We start from the raw sequence: 18,490 nt of genomic DNA, 5'->3' as shown, positions 1-18,490 counted from the left end.
GATTTATGAAGCAAATTTTGAAACATTCGTTTGAGGCAGTGAGTTTACTGACCACAAATAACGGTATGCTTGATGTCACTATTGTGCCAGCATTTGACCAACCTGACTGGCTTATTCCAAGCAGCCTAATTTTGAGTGTGGATGATTATAATGAGCGCACGGCAACCTATGAATGGCAGCAGCAAAAGGTAGTGGTATGTCACCTGCTACCACAGGATCAAATGCCAGATACCATGATTGTATTAGAGGGCAATACTAACGATCATCGCTTAGCTTTACAAACGGCAGGCGAGCTGCACCAGCGACAAGTGCGTATTTCTGAGGTCAAAGATATCGACGTTCCTGAGCAATTTAACAGCCCTAAGCATGCCGATAATATAGACAGCGACAAAACAGCCCTACCTTTTGATGAAAACGTTATGCTATCCTATCTTTTCCAAACGGTTATGATCGATGATAAGGCTTATTTGGTGCCCGACTTAGATAAAATTGCGCATCAATTGGTCGATTTAGACAGTTAGCTTCTCGCTTATATCGGGGTTTATTTCTACTATCAGAGAAATAGGGTTATCCAATTACTTTGATGATTGCTAATCGTTGAATAAGTGGCTGTTTTGTCTATAACATTGATGATAGATAATTAGTGATGAGGGTAATAGGAAAGCTCATGAATAGTACCAATTCAAATGTGTCAAAGTGGCCAGTCAGCAGCCGGATATTTCACTGGATCAGTGCAGTTTTACTGTTGGTTACGTGGATAATGATTCTGTTGTACGATAATTTGGATAACAATCTTTATATTGGGTTGCATAAAGCGTTTGGTATTAGTGTGTTATGTTGGATGATAGCACGGGTGCTTAATCGTGTATTTATTAAGGCGCCGCCACCTGTACCGATGCCAAAGTGGCAGTTATTAGCCTCTAAACTGTCGCATTTTGGCTTATATGCCTTATTAATTGCAATGCCAATAGCTGGTTTGCTGATGTCCGTTTATGGGGGACGCCCCGTCGATATTTTTGGCTTGTTTCAAATCCCTGTATTTGTCACACCAGATAGAGGGTTGGCACGCTTTTATAATGACCTGCATACTGATATTATTTGGCCGACCATTATTGCCTTTACACTTATTCATATCGGTGCTGCTCTATATCATCAGTTTGTCAAAAAAGACAATTTGATAGCGCGTATAAAATAATAGTATCAAAATAATCGTAGGCTGCTATAGGTAAACCTACTATTTCATGCAATATAAAAAAGCCCTAAGTGATGATACTTAGGGCTTTTTTGTTTTTCTAAGACAGCGCTTATTTTTTGTGTTCAGGTAGACTGATATTCATCTCTAATACGTCTAGGCTGTCCTCAGAACGATGATTGATATTCACATCATCAATCTGTACGCCATTAACATATTTGTTGACCACTTCTAAAATCTCACGTTTCATTTTTTCGATACGATCAGCTGTTAAGCGGTTGTTTAAGCGATTTTCGCTCGCAACGATAACCTTAAGACGCTCAGTAGCCATATTAGCGCTACCTGCGCTACCACTGTCGTCAGTACCAAATAGGCTACTCCAAAATCCTTTTTTCTTCGTCATCATTGACCTCCAAACCAGCGCTGTAATAGACTCTTTTTCTTCACGTCAATATGACGTAGTGGGCGTTCTTCACCTAAGAAGCGGGCGACGATGTCATCATAACATTGACCAGCAACTGAATCGGTATAATGAATGACAGGCTCACCATGGTTAGATGCTTCAAGCACTGAGTGACTTTCAGGAACAACCCCAAGTAACGGAACTTTTAGGATATCATTTGAGATGGTATCAATGTCCATCATCTCGTTGGCTGCTGCACGCTCAGCATTATAACGAGTAATAATCAAATGCTCACGTACAGAGCCTTGGTTTTCTTCAACCTTTTTGGTCTGGCTTTGCAAGATACCGATAATACGGTCTGAGTCACGCACTGAAGAAATCTCAGGGTTGGTGACGATGATCGCTTCATCAGCATGATACATGGCGAGTTGTGCACCGCGCTCAATACCAGCTGGTGAATCACAGATAATATAGTCGAACTGCTTAGACAGCTCAGACATGACCTCTGCCACCCCTTCGTCTGTCAGGGCGTCTTTATCACGCGTTTGACTGGCGGGTAGGATATACAAGTTTTCAAGCTGTTTGTCTTTGACCAGTGCTTGCGACAAGCGTGCGCTACCAGTGATGACATCAACAAAATCATAAACAATTCGGTTTTCACAACCCATGATTAAGTCTAGATTACGTAGACCCACATCAAAATCGATAACGACTGTCTTATAGCCACGCAATGCTAAACCTGCGGCAAAAGAGGCACTTGTCGTGGTTTTGCCCACACCGCCTTTACCTGAAGTGATTACAACTATCTTCGCCACAATGGCACACTCCTATGAATCAATGGGATATCTTTTATATAAAAAAATAGCGCAATTGCACATTATTCACATGCTATATATACACTACCTGCGAAGGTAGCCTAGCATAAATAAACAAAAATTTATAGCACGTCCATAGTAAAGCAGAAAAACAGCTTATATATGGATCACAAAGCGGTGCTACCTAGAATTTGTTGGTCAATATTGCTTATTGTGAATAATAAAATAGACGCTGACGAGTAGTGTAGATAGTGGCAGAGCTAGCGATTCATCATAGAACAGTTTTGTTAAATAAACTTACTATAATATTAAGTGCGCTGTCTAAACGTCTACTGTTGAGATTTTCTAATAAACGTTTTTTAATAAGCGTCATGTATGATGAAAATCGGCTTAGCCTGTTTACATTTATAAAAATCATGAATGAATTTATCGTTCTTAACGGTAAAAGATTTAAGCGTCATCCATTACCGTAAATACTAAGCCTTCACCTTCTACAAATCTTACTTGTACAGATTTGTCAATCACGTGCTCAGGTAAGTTGTCTCGTAAGCAATAAGTTCCCGCCACTGACACCAAAGAAGGGTTAAAAACTTGACAAAAAATACGGGCATCTTTGTCACCAGTAGCGCCAGCAACCAAGCGACCTTGGGCACGACCGTAAACGTGCAAGCTATTATCGGTAATCGCTTCCGCCCCGCTATTGACACTATTGGTCAAAATCAAATCACCGCCCACGTGATTCAGGCTTTGTCCTGAGCGTAGCATTTGATCGTAAATTAGGCTGGTAATATGCTCAGCGCTCACCAGTGTCTCTGCTGTGGCGTTTGCTATCGTTGTTTCTGTATTTGACTCGCTGATGGCTGCAGTATCATCGTTAATGTCTGAATTGTTACTGTCTGAATTGGTGCTGGCTGATTCTGTATGTTTATCATCGGGAGCTTTACTCACTTGAGTTGCAGCTTTCTTGCTAGGTAATATACGCTCAATACGTTTGCCATCAGCAGGGAAGATGGCCAATCGCTGCTCACGGGCTTGCGCATCTAGTGTACCAGTCACGACGCCAATAGGCTGTAAGCCCCACGACCATAAAAGCTCTACCAATGCTGAGAGATCTTGTTCAACCTCGCTATCGATAAGGATCGGGATATTGCTAGATTTATTACTAAGCGTTGCGGCAAGCTGAGCGTCTATCGCACTTAAATCATCTGTGCTAAATTGCAAACGTGAAAAAGTCAGCATCTTGCCATAAAATGCCAATGCTGGTAATGCTGGCGCGGCGATCGAGCCTTGGCTGTCGTTGTCTGAAACTGTCATATATAAATCCTCAAGAGATAATTCTGTCGCTGTATTCACGGTGTTGTTTTTATTATCGAGTCATACCATTCATTTGCTTGCCAAGTCTAGTTTTTTGTAGGCTGGGCGTGCTATTAGCAGTATGGATTATAGATGAAGCATCTCTTGATGCTTCCACTGCTGCACTTTTACCTGCGCTTCAAATTCAGTCAAACTGTCATCAATGATACTCGAAATCAAGGTATCTAACGCAGTATTATCCGTATCGATACTGGCAATGCCGTTGGCAATCGCTACCATCAATGAATCGAGGCGTTCGGGGTCTAGAAGGCGTTTATTCAGTGCGTAAACGACGTTTTCACCTATATTGTGACCGACGTGTTGCAGCTGTGATTCAATCAAGCTACCGGCAATCGGTATCATGCGTAGGTAGCGACGCAGCTCAGGCGTATTGGCTAAACCCTCTTCAATAGCATTGCCCATCTCGCTGGCTAATATACTGCCGCCACCTGATGATGCCGTCAACTCCTGTAGTTTTGGTGCTAGCTCTGTGCGCAGTATCGACAGCACTGCTGCCTCAATCTCGTTACGATTACGAGTTATCGTTGATTCAATAAAAGATTTATGCGTTTTAGGATCGGTCAGTTGCTGCCGAAAGTTTTGGATAGTCGTCAATATAACGCGGTCGGACAGCTCTTCTAGTAATAAGTCGATATAGAACCTAATCCGATTGATCCATGGCTGCGGCAGCACTTGGTAACCAAGCTGGTATAAGCGTCGCCCAATGATGACCGCTCGGAATAAACGTAAGGCACGCAGCTGCGGAAAGCACCCCAATACTTCATACCAATGGACAAAAGGAAAAAAGAACCAGCGATAGTAGACGTTTTGTTTAATCGCAATCGCCCAACGTAGCAGTAGCTCAAAGATCAAAAATAGGGTAAAAAATCCACCAGCGGTACGCAAAGGCTCATGTAAGGTATTTTGATACCAGTTGAGAGCATCGCTAATACTGAGCCATCCTGCGGCATTGCTACTAAAGCTACTCATCAAAATAGCATCAATACTAATCAATAATAGATCGATACTGATGGCAATAATCATCACGATATCGTAAGTGAGTTTTAAGCGATTTGGCGTTGGTCGGTTTGGCGGTGGCAGCGTATTATCAGGCGGCTGATTGGATACAGGCGCTGAGTCTAGAGGCAGGCTAGTAGAAGAGGAAGCGGGCACAGTCAAACCTTATAAATGATAAATAGCACGAAAAACAAGCGGCTCAAATACTACAGAGCTATCAAGTCACTAACGGTCAAAAAGTCATGGGCTCATGACTATTCACATTATCAATGAATAGAGCCAAAAAACAACCCATCTTTCATTATAATTACGCATTATCATTTACGAGTTGGGATTTACAGTTAGCATTTACGAATTGACATCTAGCATTAGCATTTTAAACAACAGCGCTCAATCGTAGTTTTAAAACGACTTAAATTAATTCACTGTTGTCTGCCATGGCTCTGTTAACGATGTCTCTAAGCATTCGGAGCTTTAGGGTTTGTTTCAAACTCAGCCAACATATCGGTAATACGCTGATCTTTTTGCTGCCAAATTTGCTCTACCCAATCAAACATTTGAGATTTTACCGCGTCATCATTTTCGTAACCACCATTTTTAATATCGTTAAATAATGCATCAGGCATCTCAATATAACGCACATCGACGCCCAAACGCTTGATGTTACCTTTCCACAAATCACTATAACTCGGCACACCATCAGGATAAACGATGGTCATATCTAGCATGCCATCGATGTCTTCGCCTAGCGCGTTAATGGCTAAAGATAGGCCGCCTGCCCGTGGCTTCAATAAATGCGTATAAGGAGACTGTTGCTTTGCATGTTTGGCTTTGGTGAAACGCGTGCCTTCTAAGTAATTCAATAAAGTAAAAGGTTTGTCTTTTAACAGGGCACAGGCGCGTTTGGCTTCTTCGATGTCTTTGCCTTGTAGAGCAGGGTTTTTAGCGACGGCTTCTTTAGAATGCCGACGCATCATTGGGAAGTCTAAAAAGTAAAAGGCTTGACCCACAATTGGAATGTAAATCAGTTCAAATTTGGTAAAAAACCGTGTCAATGGCAAGCGTTTTTCACTAATGTACTGCACGATACTGGTATCGACCCAAGACTGATGATTGCTGACCAGCAAATATTTGCCATTGATGTGCACGTCATCGGGTAAGCTGATGCGCCAATCTTTACGTGGCAACATGTCATCGATCAAGGCACTGTTGCTACTGATCCAATAAGTCGCGATTTTGATCACCGCTTTGTCTGCGATAGGAGCACCAGTGATGACTTTGCCGACACCCATTAACCATAAGGGAATACTACCACCGAAGCTGTTGGCTGCAATAACCCCAGTCGCTGTCGCAAGTGAAACGGCTTTGCCTAATTTAGGGTTGCGTTCGTGTATTTTTCGAATAGTAGATGTCAATCGCATGCTAAATCCTTTTCGGTCAGTCTTATTAGTATATAAATGATTCATTGCCAGTTTTATTGCACAATTTTAGCAGAAACGGTTCAGAGTGTACGAGTGTAAACGTGACTTGTGATAACACCTTGCGCTAATGGATAGTTAAAAGTGAGAACACAAACGTATCCAATCACTGTGAAAGTCTCATTAAATCATTCTGCACTTCTCATACACAGGTGTGACAAAATATTACACATGATTAGATTGTAATTGCCATAATAATGACGAGTGTATATTAAGCATTTAGATGGAATTAACAGAAAATATTTATAAAAAGCACACTTTGTTTGTCTATAATTTTTTAAACTTAAGAGGAAATATTATGCGTAATACATTAATGATTGCAGCAGTAGCGTCAGGTCTAGCTCTTAGCGGTTGTGCTACTGATCCAAACACTGGACAACAACGCTTGAACAAAACTGCTATCGGTACATTGGCAGGTGCTTTAGGCGGCGGCGCAATTTCAAAAGCAACAGGTGGTGATAACACAGGTCGTGATGCCGCGATTGGCGCAGCTTTGGGTGCTGGTGTTGGTTACTACATGGAGCGTCAAGCCAAGCAGCTTGAGCAGCAAATGGCTGGTACGGGTGTAACCGTTACGCCAAATGCGAATGGTAATATTGACCTAGTAATGCCAGGCAACATCACTTTCTCATTTGATGATGCGTCTTTAAACCCATCATTTAGACCAACGCTTGATAAGCTTGCATCAACGCTAAATGAGTATAACCAAAACACGATAACGGTTGCTGGTCATACTGATAGCAAAGGTTCTGATGCTTATAACATGAAACTGTCACGCGATCGTGCTTACGCAGTAGCGAACTATTTAAGCGCACGCGGTGTGGCTTCTAGTCGTATCAATGTCGTCGCTTATGGTGAGTCTCGCCCAGTTGCTGATAACAGCAGCGAGTATGGTCGTCAGCAAAACCGCCGTGTTGAATTAACCATCAATGCGCCAAACAACGTACGTTAATTCATACGATGGTCTAGCTGTCATTATAGTGTTAAAAAAGGTCAGTGATAAACTGGCCTTTTTTTATGCCTGATATTTAGATTTCAAGTTGAAAATGATTTTAGGTATGAGAATTCCGTTAGTTTTAAATCAATATTAAAATATTTTTGGTGTTTCTATTTATAAGACAATCGTTAGCTAAATGGTTATATTAATATCAATTAAATATTGATAATGATTATCAATAACACTATAATTTACAAAGCTTTGTTATTGTGGCGATACTAGGGTAGGTTGTCAGTTCATTTGAGGCTTTTCTAAATGGACCAAAAATAGCTAAATTTTGTCTAATAGTATCAAATTCTGGTCAATATCTTGATATTATGTGTGCTGTTTTTCTCATTTGACTGTCATTCATCTCATTTTTATCAGCATTATTTAAAATGAGGATATGCCCTAATGCTCTTTATTCAAAGCCCATTTTTCTTTTGCGATACTTTTTGAGGATATGTATGACGATTACCACAGTAACGAGCCGTAAGATTTTACCAACTACTTTAGCTGCTGTGCTTGCAGGGTTGTTAATGGTGTCGGGTTGTACCAAGCAAGCCAAGGAAGACACAGACTCTACCGCCGATACGCAAACAGCGGTGCAAGACACAACCGCTGCAGATACGACGAAACTATCAGCGGTTGATCAAGCTTATACCGATAGACTTATGATCAGCTATGCCAACATGGCGCATGCGGCCTATAAAGATTCGCTAGATACTGCTAAAGTCCTGCAAACAGCAGTAGAGACCTATGTGACAACACCAACCCAAGCAAACCTTGATGCGGCAAAAGCGGCGTATAAAGCCGCGCGCCAGCCGTATTCGCAAACTGAGATCTTCCGTTTTGATGAAGGTTTTGTGACAGCCAATGATAAACGAGCACTCGGTAGTATCGATGGTTGGGAAGGACAGGTAAATGCTTGGCCACTTGATGAGGCGCTGATTGATTACGTTAGTGATGGTTATGAAGGTGAATACAATAGCCAAGACAATATCATCAATAGCGATAGCATTACGGTCGGTAGTATCAAACAAAATACCAGTACTATCACTCCTGAGCTATTAGCAGAAATGAATGAGATAGGTGGCAGTGAAGCCAATGTGACGACCGGCTACCATGCGATTGAGTTTATGCTATGGGGACAAGATAACAACGGTGTTGGCGAGGGTGCAGGCAATCGTCCAGTGACTGATTATGCGACTGAAGCGGGTCAATGTACCAGCGGTGAGACGGTCAATGAAGATGCTGGTATATGTGAGCGTCGTGGCGCGTTCTTAAAAGCAGCGACTCAATTATTGGTTGATGATTTGACTGCAATGGAAGCTGAGTGGCAGCCTGAGAGTGAGAATACCTTACGTAGCGACCTGATGGCTCGCAAATACGATAATGGTCTACGCCAAATCATGTATCAGATGGGTAGCCTAGCATTGGGTGAGCTTGCTTCTGAGCGTATACAGGTTGCGTTTGTAACGGGCTCTACCGAAGATGAGCACGAATGCTTCAGTGATTTGACCCATCTAAGCTATGCCAACAATGCCCGTGGTATCCAAAATGTCTTTAACGGCAACTATAAGACAGTCGCTGGTAAGAGCGTTGGTGGTTATGGTGTTAAAAACTACCTCGTCGATACCAACAACAAAGAAGCGGCTGATAAATTGGCGACTGACTTTGCTAAGGTAGAAGCCGCCTTTAATGTGATTGTTGAAAAAGGTGAAAAAGAAGGCATCAAAGTTGATCAAATGATTGCCACCGCTGGTCAAGTAAGCAAACAAGGTATTTCAGCTGAAGAGCAAAATACCCGTCGTAGCTGGATTGAAAATAGTATCACTAGCCTACAAGAGCTGACAGCTGGTATCGAAAATGCGGCAAAAGCGGTCGGTATTGACAATTTAGATGCTGACGCAGGTTCGCAGTTTTAACCGATCACGAATTTACTGGCTTAACAGCAAGCATAGCAGTGATTGACATAGTATTGACCGACATAGCATTGATCGATAATGCCTGACAAGTCGTTATAAGCTAATGAGAATTATTTTCATGGAAAAATAATTTAGGTATAATACACACGTTGTCGACTACCGTTGGCAGCGTGTTTTTTTTACCATATTAAAATAGCCTGATAGGTCAGTACATCGCTGTACCTTATCGACTAGAAGTGAAACACTTTATAGCATGCGATTTTAATGGTTCTAGATTAGAACTAAGGTACTCTTTATGAACACCACGATGAACACCACAAATATCTTCAAAACCAAAACCCCTGCCTCTTTTTATGCGCCTTTTGTCAGCAAAACCACCCTGTTAAAGCCAATGCTTGGTATTCTATGTGTGCTATCCCTTAGTGCTTGTCAGCCGACGGACGGTGTGTCTGATGACGTTTCTGAAAACGAAAAATCTGCCATTAATAATGCTGACAGCCCAACGCTAACACCTGAACGCCTGCAAACCATCGAAACGCTCGCTGGCGTACCAATGCAGCAATTGGCAAGCTTTGATCCGCAAGAGGTCAAGCAAGGTGGTGATACAGGAATCAGTATTAGCAGCGCTGAGAGTTACTCTAAACCTTCATCAAACTTGACGGCATCACGAAAAGGGCATTTCTTTATTGGTAATGCGTTCTTTCGGCAACCGTGGGTGATTGCCCCTGCCAGCACTGACAGCCGCGATGGTCTGGGCGCATTGTTCAATGTTGCTGCCTGTCAGTCGTGCCATGTCAAGGACGGTCGCGGTCATGCACCTATGACCAGTGATGACGATGCCGATAGCTTGCTTATTCGCCTTGCGATGCCAGCGACCACCGATGAGCAGCGTCAGCAACTGCAAAACTCACTTATCGAAAAAGTCGTTCATCCTATGTATGGTGGTCAGCTACAAGATCGAGGCATCCAAGGTGTGCCTGCTGAAGCCAGAATTGCGGTGCAGTGGACAGATAAGCCTGTTACTTTTGCAGATGGTCATATCGAAACATTGCGTGCGCCCACCTTTAATTTAACCAAACCGGGTTATGGTGCATTTGATGATGATTTGATGGTGTCGCCGCGAGTGGCTTTACCGATGATTGGGCTTGGATTACTTGAGCAAATACCGGATGAAGCTATTAAAAAACAAGCGGTTGATAATAAAAACAGTACGAATGGCGATATCAGTGGCAAGTTCAATTGGGTCATGGATCCACAGACTGGCAAGCATGCTCTTGGACGCTTTGGCTGGAAAGCTGGGCAAACTAAGCTGATTACTCAAAACCAAAGTGCTTTTAATGAAGATATGGGCTTGACCTCAAATATACGTCCTCATGAATCCTGTATGCCGACACAGACGGCTTGTATGAATGCGACGACTGGGGCTGATGAGCAAGGCGATGGCAAGCCGCCTGTTGAAGTCAATGATGAAGTGGCTAAGTTTGTGGAGTTTTATACACGCAATTTGGCAGTACCGCATCGGCGTGATGCTGACGATACGCTAGTGCTAGCGGGCAAAAAACGCTTTTATGATATGGGTTGTCAAAGTTGCCATACGCCAAGATATCAATTGCCAAAAACTGACGATGACCATCTTGAGCAGCATGGACAAGTGATTTATCCTTATACAGATTTACTATTACATGACATGGGTGATGATCTTGCCGATCGCACGATTGCTGGGAAATTACCCGCAAAAAATATCCAAGTTGAGTTTTTAGCCAATTCTTATGAATGGCGTACGCCTGCTTTATGGGGCATTGGTCTGGCACAAACGGTTGATCCACAAGCAACATTTTTGCATGATGGTCGCGCCCGTACGTTGATGGAAGCGGTGCTATGGCACGGCGGTGAAGCCCAAAAGCAACAGCAAAAAGTACTCAAACTCGACAAACAAGGTCGTTCTGAATTGAATGCGTTCTTACAGTCATTATAGAGATAAGGTCATTTATCTATGCTAAATGACTGAGTAATAACTGAGAAAGTAAGTGTTGATAAGGTTATCCGCCCAATCAAACACTAGAGATCAGAGCTTATAAAGATTAGAATTTAAACCATTATTGATAATAATATTGAGAAATTTATGAAAATAAACCATGCTTTAGCGATGGCCTTATCGGCCTTAAGCGCAGGCTTGCTGATCAGCTGCGTCAAACCTGCTGATGACAATAAAGCGCCAGAAGTAGATAGCCAAAAAGTTGCGCAAGACAAGGCGGCATCTACAAGCGCAGCAGAAAAAGATAGTAGTGGAGATAAAATTACCGCTGTCGATATTAGTGCCGAGACCGAAAAGACCTATTTGACCCATGTGGCAAATGACATTGTCATTCCAGCCTATGCGGATGCCGCAAAACAGAGTGATTTATTGCATGATTTGGCACAAAAGCATTGTCAGCAAGCACCAGTCAGCGGTGATGAGCTGCAAGCACTGCGCGATCAATGGCTAGTGCTTGCACAAGCATGGGCAGGCGCTGAGATGATTAACTTTGGTCCAGCGACCGCCAGCATGAGTAATTTATATATCAATTACTATCCTGATGAGCGCGGTCTGGTACACAGTGGCGTTGCCGATCTAATCGCTGCCAATCCTAAGCTCACCGCCGAGCAATTGGCTAACGAGAGCGCCATCGTGCAAGGGGTGCCAGGATTAGAAGAAGCGTTATATGCCAATGACAGTCTGGATGCTGCTCAATGTGCTTATGTGATGAGTGCAAGCAGTGCTTTGAGCACACGCTTAAAAGATATTGAGAAAAACTGGCAGCAAAATGCCACTAATCTATTAGCCATTGATAAAACGGCTGACAGCGATCAAGGATTGAATCAATGGTTTAATTCTTTACTCTCGTTGGTTGAGACCATGAAGTCTAATGCCATCGATCAACCGTTAGGCTTAACAGGAAAGGCAAAAGGTCATTTGCCAGCCGCTACCGCAGAGCAAAGCCGTGCCATTATCAATGCTAAATTGGCGACATTGAATGAAGTACTGACGGATCCCGTTTTGACCGCTATTTTGGGCAGCAATAATGAAAATGAAGTCGCGGATAATTTATCGACCGCGCTTGCTGATGCCACCACACTATTAGCGCAAATGCCAGAAGACTTAGGGACTGCCGATAAAGCCACTCAACAAGAGCTGTATGATCACCTCACAACTATTACACGTCTTATTAAGCGCCAATTGATTCCGGCGCTGGGTATCCGTGTGGGCTTTAACAGTACTGATGGCGATTAAAAAATGCACTCTATCGATACTAAGACAGCAAATAAATCACAGCCGCAGCCAGAAGATAAGCAGTCTAATAATGAGCTGCTGGCAACATCAGCATTGACGATGCTTTCTACTATAATGGGTACTGTAGCGCTTGTCGGTATTCATCATCGTTATCGCAAGCAGCGTCAGCCTGATGCCCGCTTGCAGGATTATGTCATAGGCATACGTTCGCAGTTGCAGTCGTTAACCTCTACACCAACACCCCAGCTAGCACGGTTTAGTTACGCTTGTCAGCAAGCCGCTACTGCATGGCAACACGCTTATTATTTATCGCTAGATGATAGGAATAATACCAATCATCATAGTGTCGCTGACTTTAGCGCGGCACATACCACCACCGTACTGACCCGACCCATTTGTTGGGTTAGCGGCGTGGCGTCTATGCCAAAAAATAGCGCCTTAGCAAATGATGATCAGCGTGATGATAATGATTTTGGTGTGGTCGGTATTGATGCTGAGCGACAAATCGTTTGGCAAACGACCATGCCTGAACGTGTCCATGATATTGTCGTTCAGCCTGTGCTTAGTGATCAAGATAGTACGGTGAAGAATCATAGCAGTCGTGACGTCGTGGTGATAGGTCGTCGTCCTAGTGAAAAATTCTGGGTGCTTGATACTGCGACAGGACAAGTAAAATTCGCCATTAACGCTGCAAACAACCGTCATTTTTATGGACACGCTTGTTATAGCCTAGATGGTGAATTGCTGTATGTGACCGAGAATGACACCATAAGTTTGGATGGTAAAATCGGTATCTACGATGCTTACGATAATTATAAAAAAATAGCAGAGTACAACTCGCATGGTATCGGTCCGCATGAGCTGATTATGCATCCTGATGGCGAGACGTTAGTGATCGCTAACGGCGGTATCAAAACCGAGCAAGCGTCGCGTGAAGAGCTAAATCTAGACAGCATGTGTCCTTCATTGGTTTACCTTAATCGTCATACTGGTGCTTTACTTGAGCAGATTATGCCTGAGCACAATCAAATGAGCGTGCGTCACCTAGCCATGCATGACGATGGAACGGTGATGATAGGCATTCAATTCCAAGGCGAAAAGCATATCAATGTGCCGTTAGTATTGACCCATAAGCGTGGTGATACGGATTTTAAACCCCTTATTATGCCAAATGATCAATGGCAGCGCTTTCATCAGTATATCGCCAGTGTAGTGGTCGATAGTGCGCGTGACCTACTATGCGTGACCACACCAATTGGCGGTTGTGCAGCGATTTATGATTTAAACACTCGCACCTTAATAAATGACGTTAGCCTACCAGATTGTGCAGGGGCAGCAGTGTTTTTGCGGCAAAGTACTAATAATACAGCCAATCATGATGAGCAATCAGCTTTCATCGTTAGTGATGGGCAAGGTCAATTGACCAGATTAACGGTCAATGATTTATCTATACCGAACTCAGATATCGTCACTACAAATCAAGCTATCGTTAAAGACAGTCAATGCCATATGATGTCGTTTGATAATCATCTGCAAGCGCTATGAGCATGAATGTGCCGCCAGCATATCAGTCTCGCTTATTAGAAAAATCGATACAGCATTTGGCGCAAGCAGGTATTGAGCTACATATCAGCAAAAAGCGGGTGAAAAATATCAATTTCCGTTTAAAGCCACATCAATTACTGGTATCTGTACCACTATTTATTAGCCCAGCCCAAGCTGCGCAGGCTGTGATGAAACGCGTGTCATGGGCGATAGCAAACCATCCGCAAGTATTAGAGCAGTATAAACGGCAACAACTTCCTTTAGCGCAAGCTTTAACTGCTGATAGTACCTTGCCATTGTGGGGTGTAGAGCAATCGTTCACTTTAAACCATGATGAAAAACTTGCCTATTATCGGCAACATCTTTCTGAAGCGATATCTGCATTATTTGCAAAGTGGCAACCGATTGTCGGTGCGACAGCCAATGAGATACGCCTAAAAAAAATGCATACGCGCTGGGGCAGTTGTAACACGCGTGCGCGCCGAATTTGGTTGTCTGTGTATCTGCCTGCTTATCCTATTGCGTGCACCGAATACGTCATCGTCCATGAGCTGTGTCATTTACACCATGCTAATCATAGTCGTGCCTTTTGGCAAACGGTCGCAACCGCAATGCCTGATTATCAGCATTGGCACGATATGCTGGCAGGGAAGACAGGAAAATTAGATTAAACGATTCATTTAAATAATATCCATAATCGTCATGTTCTCATTTTTAACACCATCTTTAAAATGAGACACGTTCTGATAAGCCTGATATGATAAGACATAACGATATAAACCGTGTCGTTTAAATAATAAGTTTGTCTACAGGGATGTCATATGGAAAATGTCAATCAAGCGCAGTTTTGGCAGCAGCGTTATGAGCAAGACAGTATCGGTTGGGACATGGGACAGGTATCGCCACCGCTCAAAGCCTATATTGACCAACTGCCCGAATCTGCCAAAGAGCAAGCGATTCTAGTGCCGGGTGCGGGTAATGCTTACGAGGTAGGTTATTTACATGAGCAAGGGTTTACCAATGTCACCTTGGTTGATTTTGCCCCAGCGCCGATTGCAGCGTTTGCTGAGCGTTATCCTGACTTTCCAGTTGAGCATTTAATCTGTGCCGACTTTTTTGAGTTATCGCCTGAGCAGCATCAGTTTGATTGGGTGCTTGAGCAGACGTTTTTTTGTGCGATAAATCCATCACGCCGTGACGAGTATGTGCAGCAGATGGCAGCGTTACTGAAACCGAATGGTAAGCTGATTGGTTTGCTCTTTGATAAAGACTTTGGACGAGAAGAACCACCGTTTGGCGGTACAAAAGCTGAATATCAGCGGCGTTTTGAGCAGCGTTTTGATATTGAAATCATGGAGCCAAGCTATAATTCACATCCTGCACGGCAGGGCAGTGAGCTGTTTATTAAGATGCGTGTAAAAGCGTAATTTCGTGCTCAATATTTTTTCGAGCCTGCTTCTCTAAACGTGCATAGTAATAATCCGTCAGATAAAGCGTTGGATGCGCCAGTAATTCTTTTAACACTGCCATGCGTCCGACGCGATAATCACCATCTGAGACATGCGCATACTCTTGGCGTACAGCGTGAGCATAGTGTTCATACACCGACCAAGATACCCCTAAAATACTTAAGTCCATATCTAGTAAATAAGCGGCATCGCTGTATTTTCCTCTCTCTTTAGCCTCGTCTGACCATTTCTCAATTTGATGACTAGCCGTCATCATAATCAGCGCATAGATATGTTGGCATTGCTCCGCACTTAAATAACCAGTTAATGACTCTACTGCATATTCTGCACTTTTAAGCTCGTTATCTGAGTGCGTCGGCTCATATATCACATCATGATACAACAGTGCTAACGCAATGATATGCGGCTCATGCAAATTATCCTTAACCTGATCGAACTGCCCAAACAACTGCTGAATATGCTGCAAGCTATGATAAACACGCTGCGGCTCGTTATATCGTATGGCGATATTTTGCCAAAGTATGCTCACTTGCTCTAGCGTGATATGGCTACTCATAGCGGATAAATGCTGCGTAAAAATCGTACCAAGCTCAGTATTTAGTTGCGACAAATCTTCCATCGTTAACCTTCGTTTGATAATTGCTGACAATTTACAACCAACAGATTATTCTTTATTAGCAGCATCTTCAAAGGCTTGCTTAAACACTTTACCCAATAAATTGACATCATCGACACGGGCATAATTTAGACGGGTGACAAAAGCAATATGGCGGTGTGGCCCTTTTTCTGCTAATGGTACGGCTACCGCATTTTGATTCTGCAGATGCAGCTGGTCGAGTGCCATTTCTGGCACCAATGTCGTCCCCATATTGGCAAGTGCCATCTGTATAAGGGTGTTTAGACTGGCATCTGAAAAGCTTGATTTCATCTGTGCACGGTCAAAATGACAGACAGAAAGGGTTTGATCGGTCAAGCAATGCCCTTCGCCGAGCAGCATGAGGTTGGCGGTTGCCAGCTCATCAGCGTTGATGGTTTCAAGCTTGGCATGCACATCATCTTTTGGGAATACGGCAAAGAAATCCTCGCTCCAAAACTCAAAGCTGTGCAAACCATCGACCGCATAAGGCAGCGCAATAATAGCCGTATCAATATGACCGTAACGCACTTGCTCAAGTAAGCGCTCCGTTTGTTGCTCAACGATGGTCATACGAAATTCTGGATAATTGGCTCGCAGGGCAGGTAAGACTTTTGGCAGTAGATAAGGCGCAATCGTTGGAATGATACCGACAGTCATCGGATACGCCAGCGGCGATTGATGGCTATGGGCGCGTGTGGTCAAATCATTGACTTCAGAAAAAACTCGCTGCGCCCGTGTTAAAATGTCTTCACCAATAGGGGTAATCAATACTTGCTTATTATTACGCTCAAAAATCTGCGTATCCAGTTGCTTTTCTAACTCGGCAATACCCAAGCTCAGTGCCGATTGCGAGATATTACAGTCTTCAGCTGCACGTTTGAAGTGACGGTGTTTAGCCACGGCTAAAGCAAACTCAAGTTGACGTAAAGTAATCATAAAACCTCTCTATTAATGGGTTTTTAACGTGATATATTATGCTGATTCATTGGGTGTAACAATTCGATATCCAAACTCGATGTCATCTTAACGTAACCTAACGGCTGTATAGTGACTGACGCATGCTCTATAGTGGCTTACGCATAATGCACTGATGATAAAAAGTAGAGAGAATAGTTTAACAAGTTTAATAAAACAAAACATCACATTAAAAACTTTTAACTGGATTAACGATAGAATTCGCGTATAGTTTGTCAGGTGGCCCAAAGCAGTAAAGGCTTAATAGAAACAATCATACCAAGAAATTTCAATCAACTTAACTATTAATTAACTATAAAGGAGCCAATCATGGCGTCTATTATCAATCAAGAAATCCCAGAATTTTCAGCTGATGCGTACGTTAATGGTGAATTCAAAACCATCACTTCAGAAGATGTAAAAGGCAACTGGGCAATCTTTTTATTCTACCCAGCTGACTTTACCTTTGTTTGCCCAACTGAACTTGAAGACATGGCGGCTCATTATGACGAGCTTAAAGGTTTGGGCGTAGAAGTATACTCAGTATCTACTGATACTCATTTCACGCATAAAGCATGGCATGATTCTTCAGAAGCGATCGGTAAAGTACAATACCCAATGATCGGTGATCCTACTGGCCGCATCACTCGTGGCTTTAACGTCATGATCGAAGAAGCAGGTTTGGCTGAACGCGGTACATTCCTAGTTGATCCAGACGGCTTGATTCAAGTTGCTGAGATTCATGCTGGTGGTATTGGCCGTAGTGCAAAAGACATGCTACGTAAAGTAAAAGCAGCCCAATATGTTCGTGAAAACGATGGCGAAGTTTGCCCAGCCGCTTGGGAAGCTGGTCAAGAAACGCTAAAACCAAGTCTTGATCTTGTTGGTAAAATCTAACTCTTGATTTAACGAACTGGCTCAATACTTTAGATATTTGTAGTGCTGTATATCCTACTTTGAGTTAAATCAGCATTATAAATGAAGACCCCATCAGCATAAGTTGATGGGGTCTTTTTATGTTATTTATCAATAAGTGTTTTTATTCATGCATCGTGATAATAAGTGAAGCGCTAAGCATGAGATTGTAGTTTATTTTTATCAATTATCTTATAAATCTCATCTTTTAAATGCAGTTTTCGTCGTTTCATCAGTTCAATTTCTTCATCGCGACTGGTGTGTGTCACCAAGTTTTTATCCAACTGATTAATCTGCTGATCTAGCTGGGTATGCTCATCAAAGATCGTCGCAAAATGACTGTCTTTTAGCTTAAGCTCAGCAATAATGTCTTTGTTATCTTGCCATGTATCAGTCTTTCTCATGTTGTCATCCTTGTTATGAAGCGCAAGTTTGCAGTAAGCACCCGCGCATGGTCGTAAGATTGTTTTGATGAATTGCTATGATTTTGAGACTTGATTTTATTAAGCCAAAACACTATTTAGCTCAATATGGATA

At 42.8% G+C, this 18,490-nt stretch carries 18 protein-coding genes; 10 read left to right on the top strand and 8 right to left on the bottom strand.

All coding sequences use genetic code 11. The features are described 5' to 3' along the window. Positions 1-5: 5 nt before the first annotated feature. Both AK822_RS12060 and AK822_RS12055 read left to right on the top strand, forming a co-directional pair. Positions 6-521 (top strand): hypothetical protein, encoded by a 516-nt coding sequence (locus AK822_RS12060; protein WP_060491811.1) that lies wholly within the window; start codon positions 6-8, stop codon positions 519-521. Positions 522-667: 146 nt separating this feature from the next. Continuing rightward, positions 668-1,195, top strand: coding sequence for a cytochrome b (locus tag AK822_RS12055; RefSeq protein WP_060491810.1), 528 nt, complete (start codon positions 668-670; stop codon positions 1,193-1,195). Positions 1,196-1,304: 109 nt separating this feature from the next. Here the strand turns inward: AK822_RS12055 and minE are convergent, their stop codons facing one another. The 5 genes from minE to AK822_RS12030 form a co-directional block, all read right to left on the bottom strand. Next, positions 1,305-1,595, bottom strand: coding sequence for a cell division topological specificity factor MinE (gene minE, locus AK822_RS12050; protein ID WP_055124765.1), 291 nt, complete (start codon positions 1,593-1,595; stop codon positions 1,305-1,307). Continuing rightward, positions 1,595-2,410 (bottom strand): septum site-determining protein MinD, encoded by an 816-nt coding sequence (minD, locus tag AK822_RS12045; RefSeq protein WP_045444058.1) that lies wholly within the window; start codon positions 2,408-2,410, stop codon positions 1,595-1,597. Before minD ends, minE begins: the two co-directional genes overlap by 1 nt. Before the next feature lie 450 nt (positions 2,411-2,860). Beyond that, a complete protein-coding gene (gene minC / locus AK822_RS12040; RefSeq protein WP_060491809.1) occupies positions 2,861-3,724 on the bottom strand; it encodes a septum site-determining protein MinC in 864 nt (287 codons plus the stop codon). A 126-nt stretch (positions 3,725-3,850) separates the two neighbouring features. Then, positions 3,851-4,912 carry a hypothetical protein gene (locus AK822_RS12035; protein ID WP_372885647.1) on the bottom strand — a complete coding sequence of 354 codons (1,062 nt, stop codon included), beginning with the start codon at positions 4,910-4,912 and terminating at the stop codon, positions 3,851-3,853. Positions 4,913-5,238: 326 nt separating this feature from the next. Next, positions 5,239-6,201 (bottom strand): acyltransferase, encoded by a 963-nt coding sequence (locus AK822_RS12030; RefSeq protein ID WP_060491807.1) that lies wholly within the window; start codon positions 6,199-6,201, stop codon positions 5,239-5,241. Between the two features lie 355 nt (positions 6,202-6,556). Here AK822_RS12030 and AK822_RS15215 point away from each other — a divergent pair, with 355 nt between their 5' ends. From AK822_RS15215 to AK822_RS11995, 7 genes are all read left to right on the top strand, one after another. After that, positions 6,557-7,210 (top strand): YiaD family glycine zipper/OmpA-like lipoprotein, encoded by a 654-nt coding sequence (locus tag AK822_RS15215; protein ID WP_045444070.1) that lies wholly within the window; start codon positions 6,557-6,559, stop codon positions 7,208-7,210. Between the two features lie 491 nt (positions 7,211-7,701). After that, positions 7,702-9,162 carry an imelysin family protein gene (locus AK822_RS12020; protein ID WP_060491806.1) on the top strand — a complete coding sequence of 487 codons (1,461 nt, stop codon included), beginning with the start codon at positions 7,702-7,704 and terminating at the stop codon, positions 9,160-9,162. 307 nt (positions 9,163-9,469) lie between these two features. Then, positions 9,470-11,137, top strand: coding sequence for a di-heme oxidoreductase family protein (locus AK822_RS12015; protein ID WP_060492307.1), 1,668 nt, complete (start codon positions 9,470-9,472; stop codon positions 11,135-11,137). 147 nt (positions 11,138-11,284) lie between these two features. Further along, positions 11,285-12,433 carry an imelysin family protein gene (locus AK822_RS12010; RefSeq protein WP_060491805.1) on the top strand — a complete coding sequence of 383 codons (1,149 nt, stop codon included), beginning with the start codon at positions 11,285-11,287 and terminating at the stop codon, positions 12,431-12,433. A gap of 3 nt (positions 12,434-12,436) precedes the next feature. Then, a complete protein-coding gene (locus AK822_RS12005; protein WP_060491804.1) occupies positions 12,437-13,978 on the top strand; it encodes a DUF1513 domain-containing protein in 1,542 nt (513 codons plus the stop codon). Between the two features lie 2 nt (positions 13,979-13,980). Next, on the top strand, positions 13,981-14,649 hold the full coding sequence (locus tag AK822_RS12000) for a M48 family metallopeptidase (RefSeq protein ID WP_060491803.1): 669 nt from the start codon (positions 13,981-13,983) through the stop codon (positions 14,647-14,649). Positions 14,650-14,799: 150 nt separating this feature from the next. Further along, the gene (locus AK822_RS11995; RefSeq protein ID WP_060491802.1) at positions 14,800-15,405 is read left to right on the top strand and encodes a methyltransferase domain-containing protein; all 606 of its coding nucleotides are present in this window, start codon (positions 14,800-14,802) and stop codon (positions 15,403-15,405) included. Here the strand turns inward: AK822_RS11995 and AK822_RS11990 are convergent. Beyond that, positions 15,383-16,066: an HD domain-containing protein gene (locus AK822_RS11990; RefSeq protein WP_060491801.1), complete on the bottom strand. Its 684-nt coding sequence runs from the start codon at positions 16,064-16,066 to the stop codon at positions 15,383-15,385. The genes AK822_RS11995 and AK822_RS11990 overlap by 23 nt on opposite strands. Before the next feature lie 45 nt (positions 16,067-16,111). Then, positions 16,112-17,020: a hydrogen peroxide-inducible genes activator gene (locus AK822_RS11985; RefSeq protein ID WP_060491800.1), complete on the bottom strand. Its 909-nt coding sequence runs from the start codon at positions 17,018-17,020 to the stop codon at positions 16,112-16,114. Positions 17,021-17,368: 348 nt separating this feature from the next. On the opposite strand from AK822_RS11985, the gene ahpC reads away from it, so the two are divergent. Further along, on the top strand, positions 17,369-17,935 hold the full coding sequence (ahpC, locus tag AK822_RS11980) for an alkyl hydroperoxide reductase subunit C (RefSeq protein WP_045453533.1): 567 nt from the start codon (positions 17,369-17,371) through the stop codon (positions 17,933-17,935). Positions 17,936-18,108: 173 nt separating this feature from the next. Here the strand turns inward: ahpC and AK822_RS11975 are convergent, their stop codons facing one another. Then, positions 18,109-18,357, bottom strand: a complete 249-nt coding sequence (locus AK822_RS11975) for an HP1242/YdcH family protein (RefSeq protein WP_045444089.1) — start codon at positions 18,355-18,357, stop codon at positions 18,109-18,111. Positions 18,358-18,490: the final 133 nt, after the last annotated feature.

Source organism: Psychrobacter sp. P11F6, from assembly GCF_001435295.1.
Lineage (GTDB): Bacteria > Pseudomonadota > Gammaproteobacteria > Pseudomonadales > Moraxellaceae > Psychrobacter.
The sequence above is the reverse complement of the archived record's forward strand: the minus strand, read 5'-3'. Positions and strand labels throughout refer to the sequence as shown.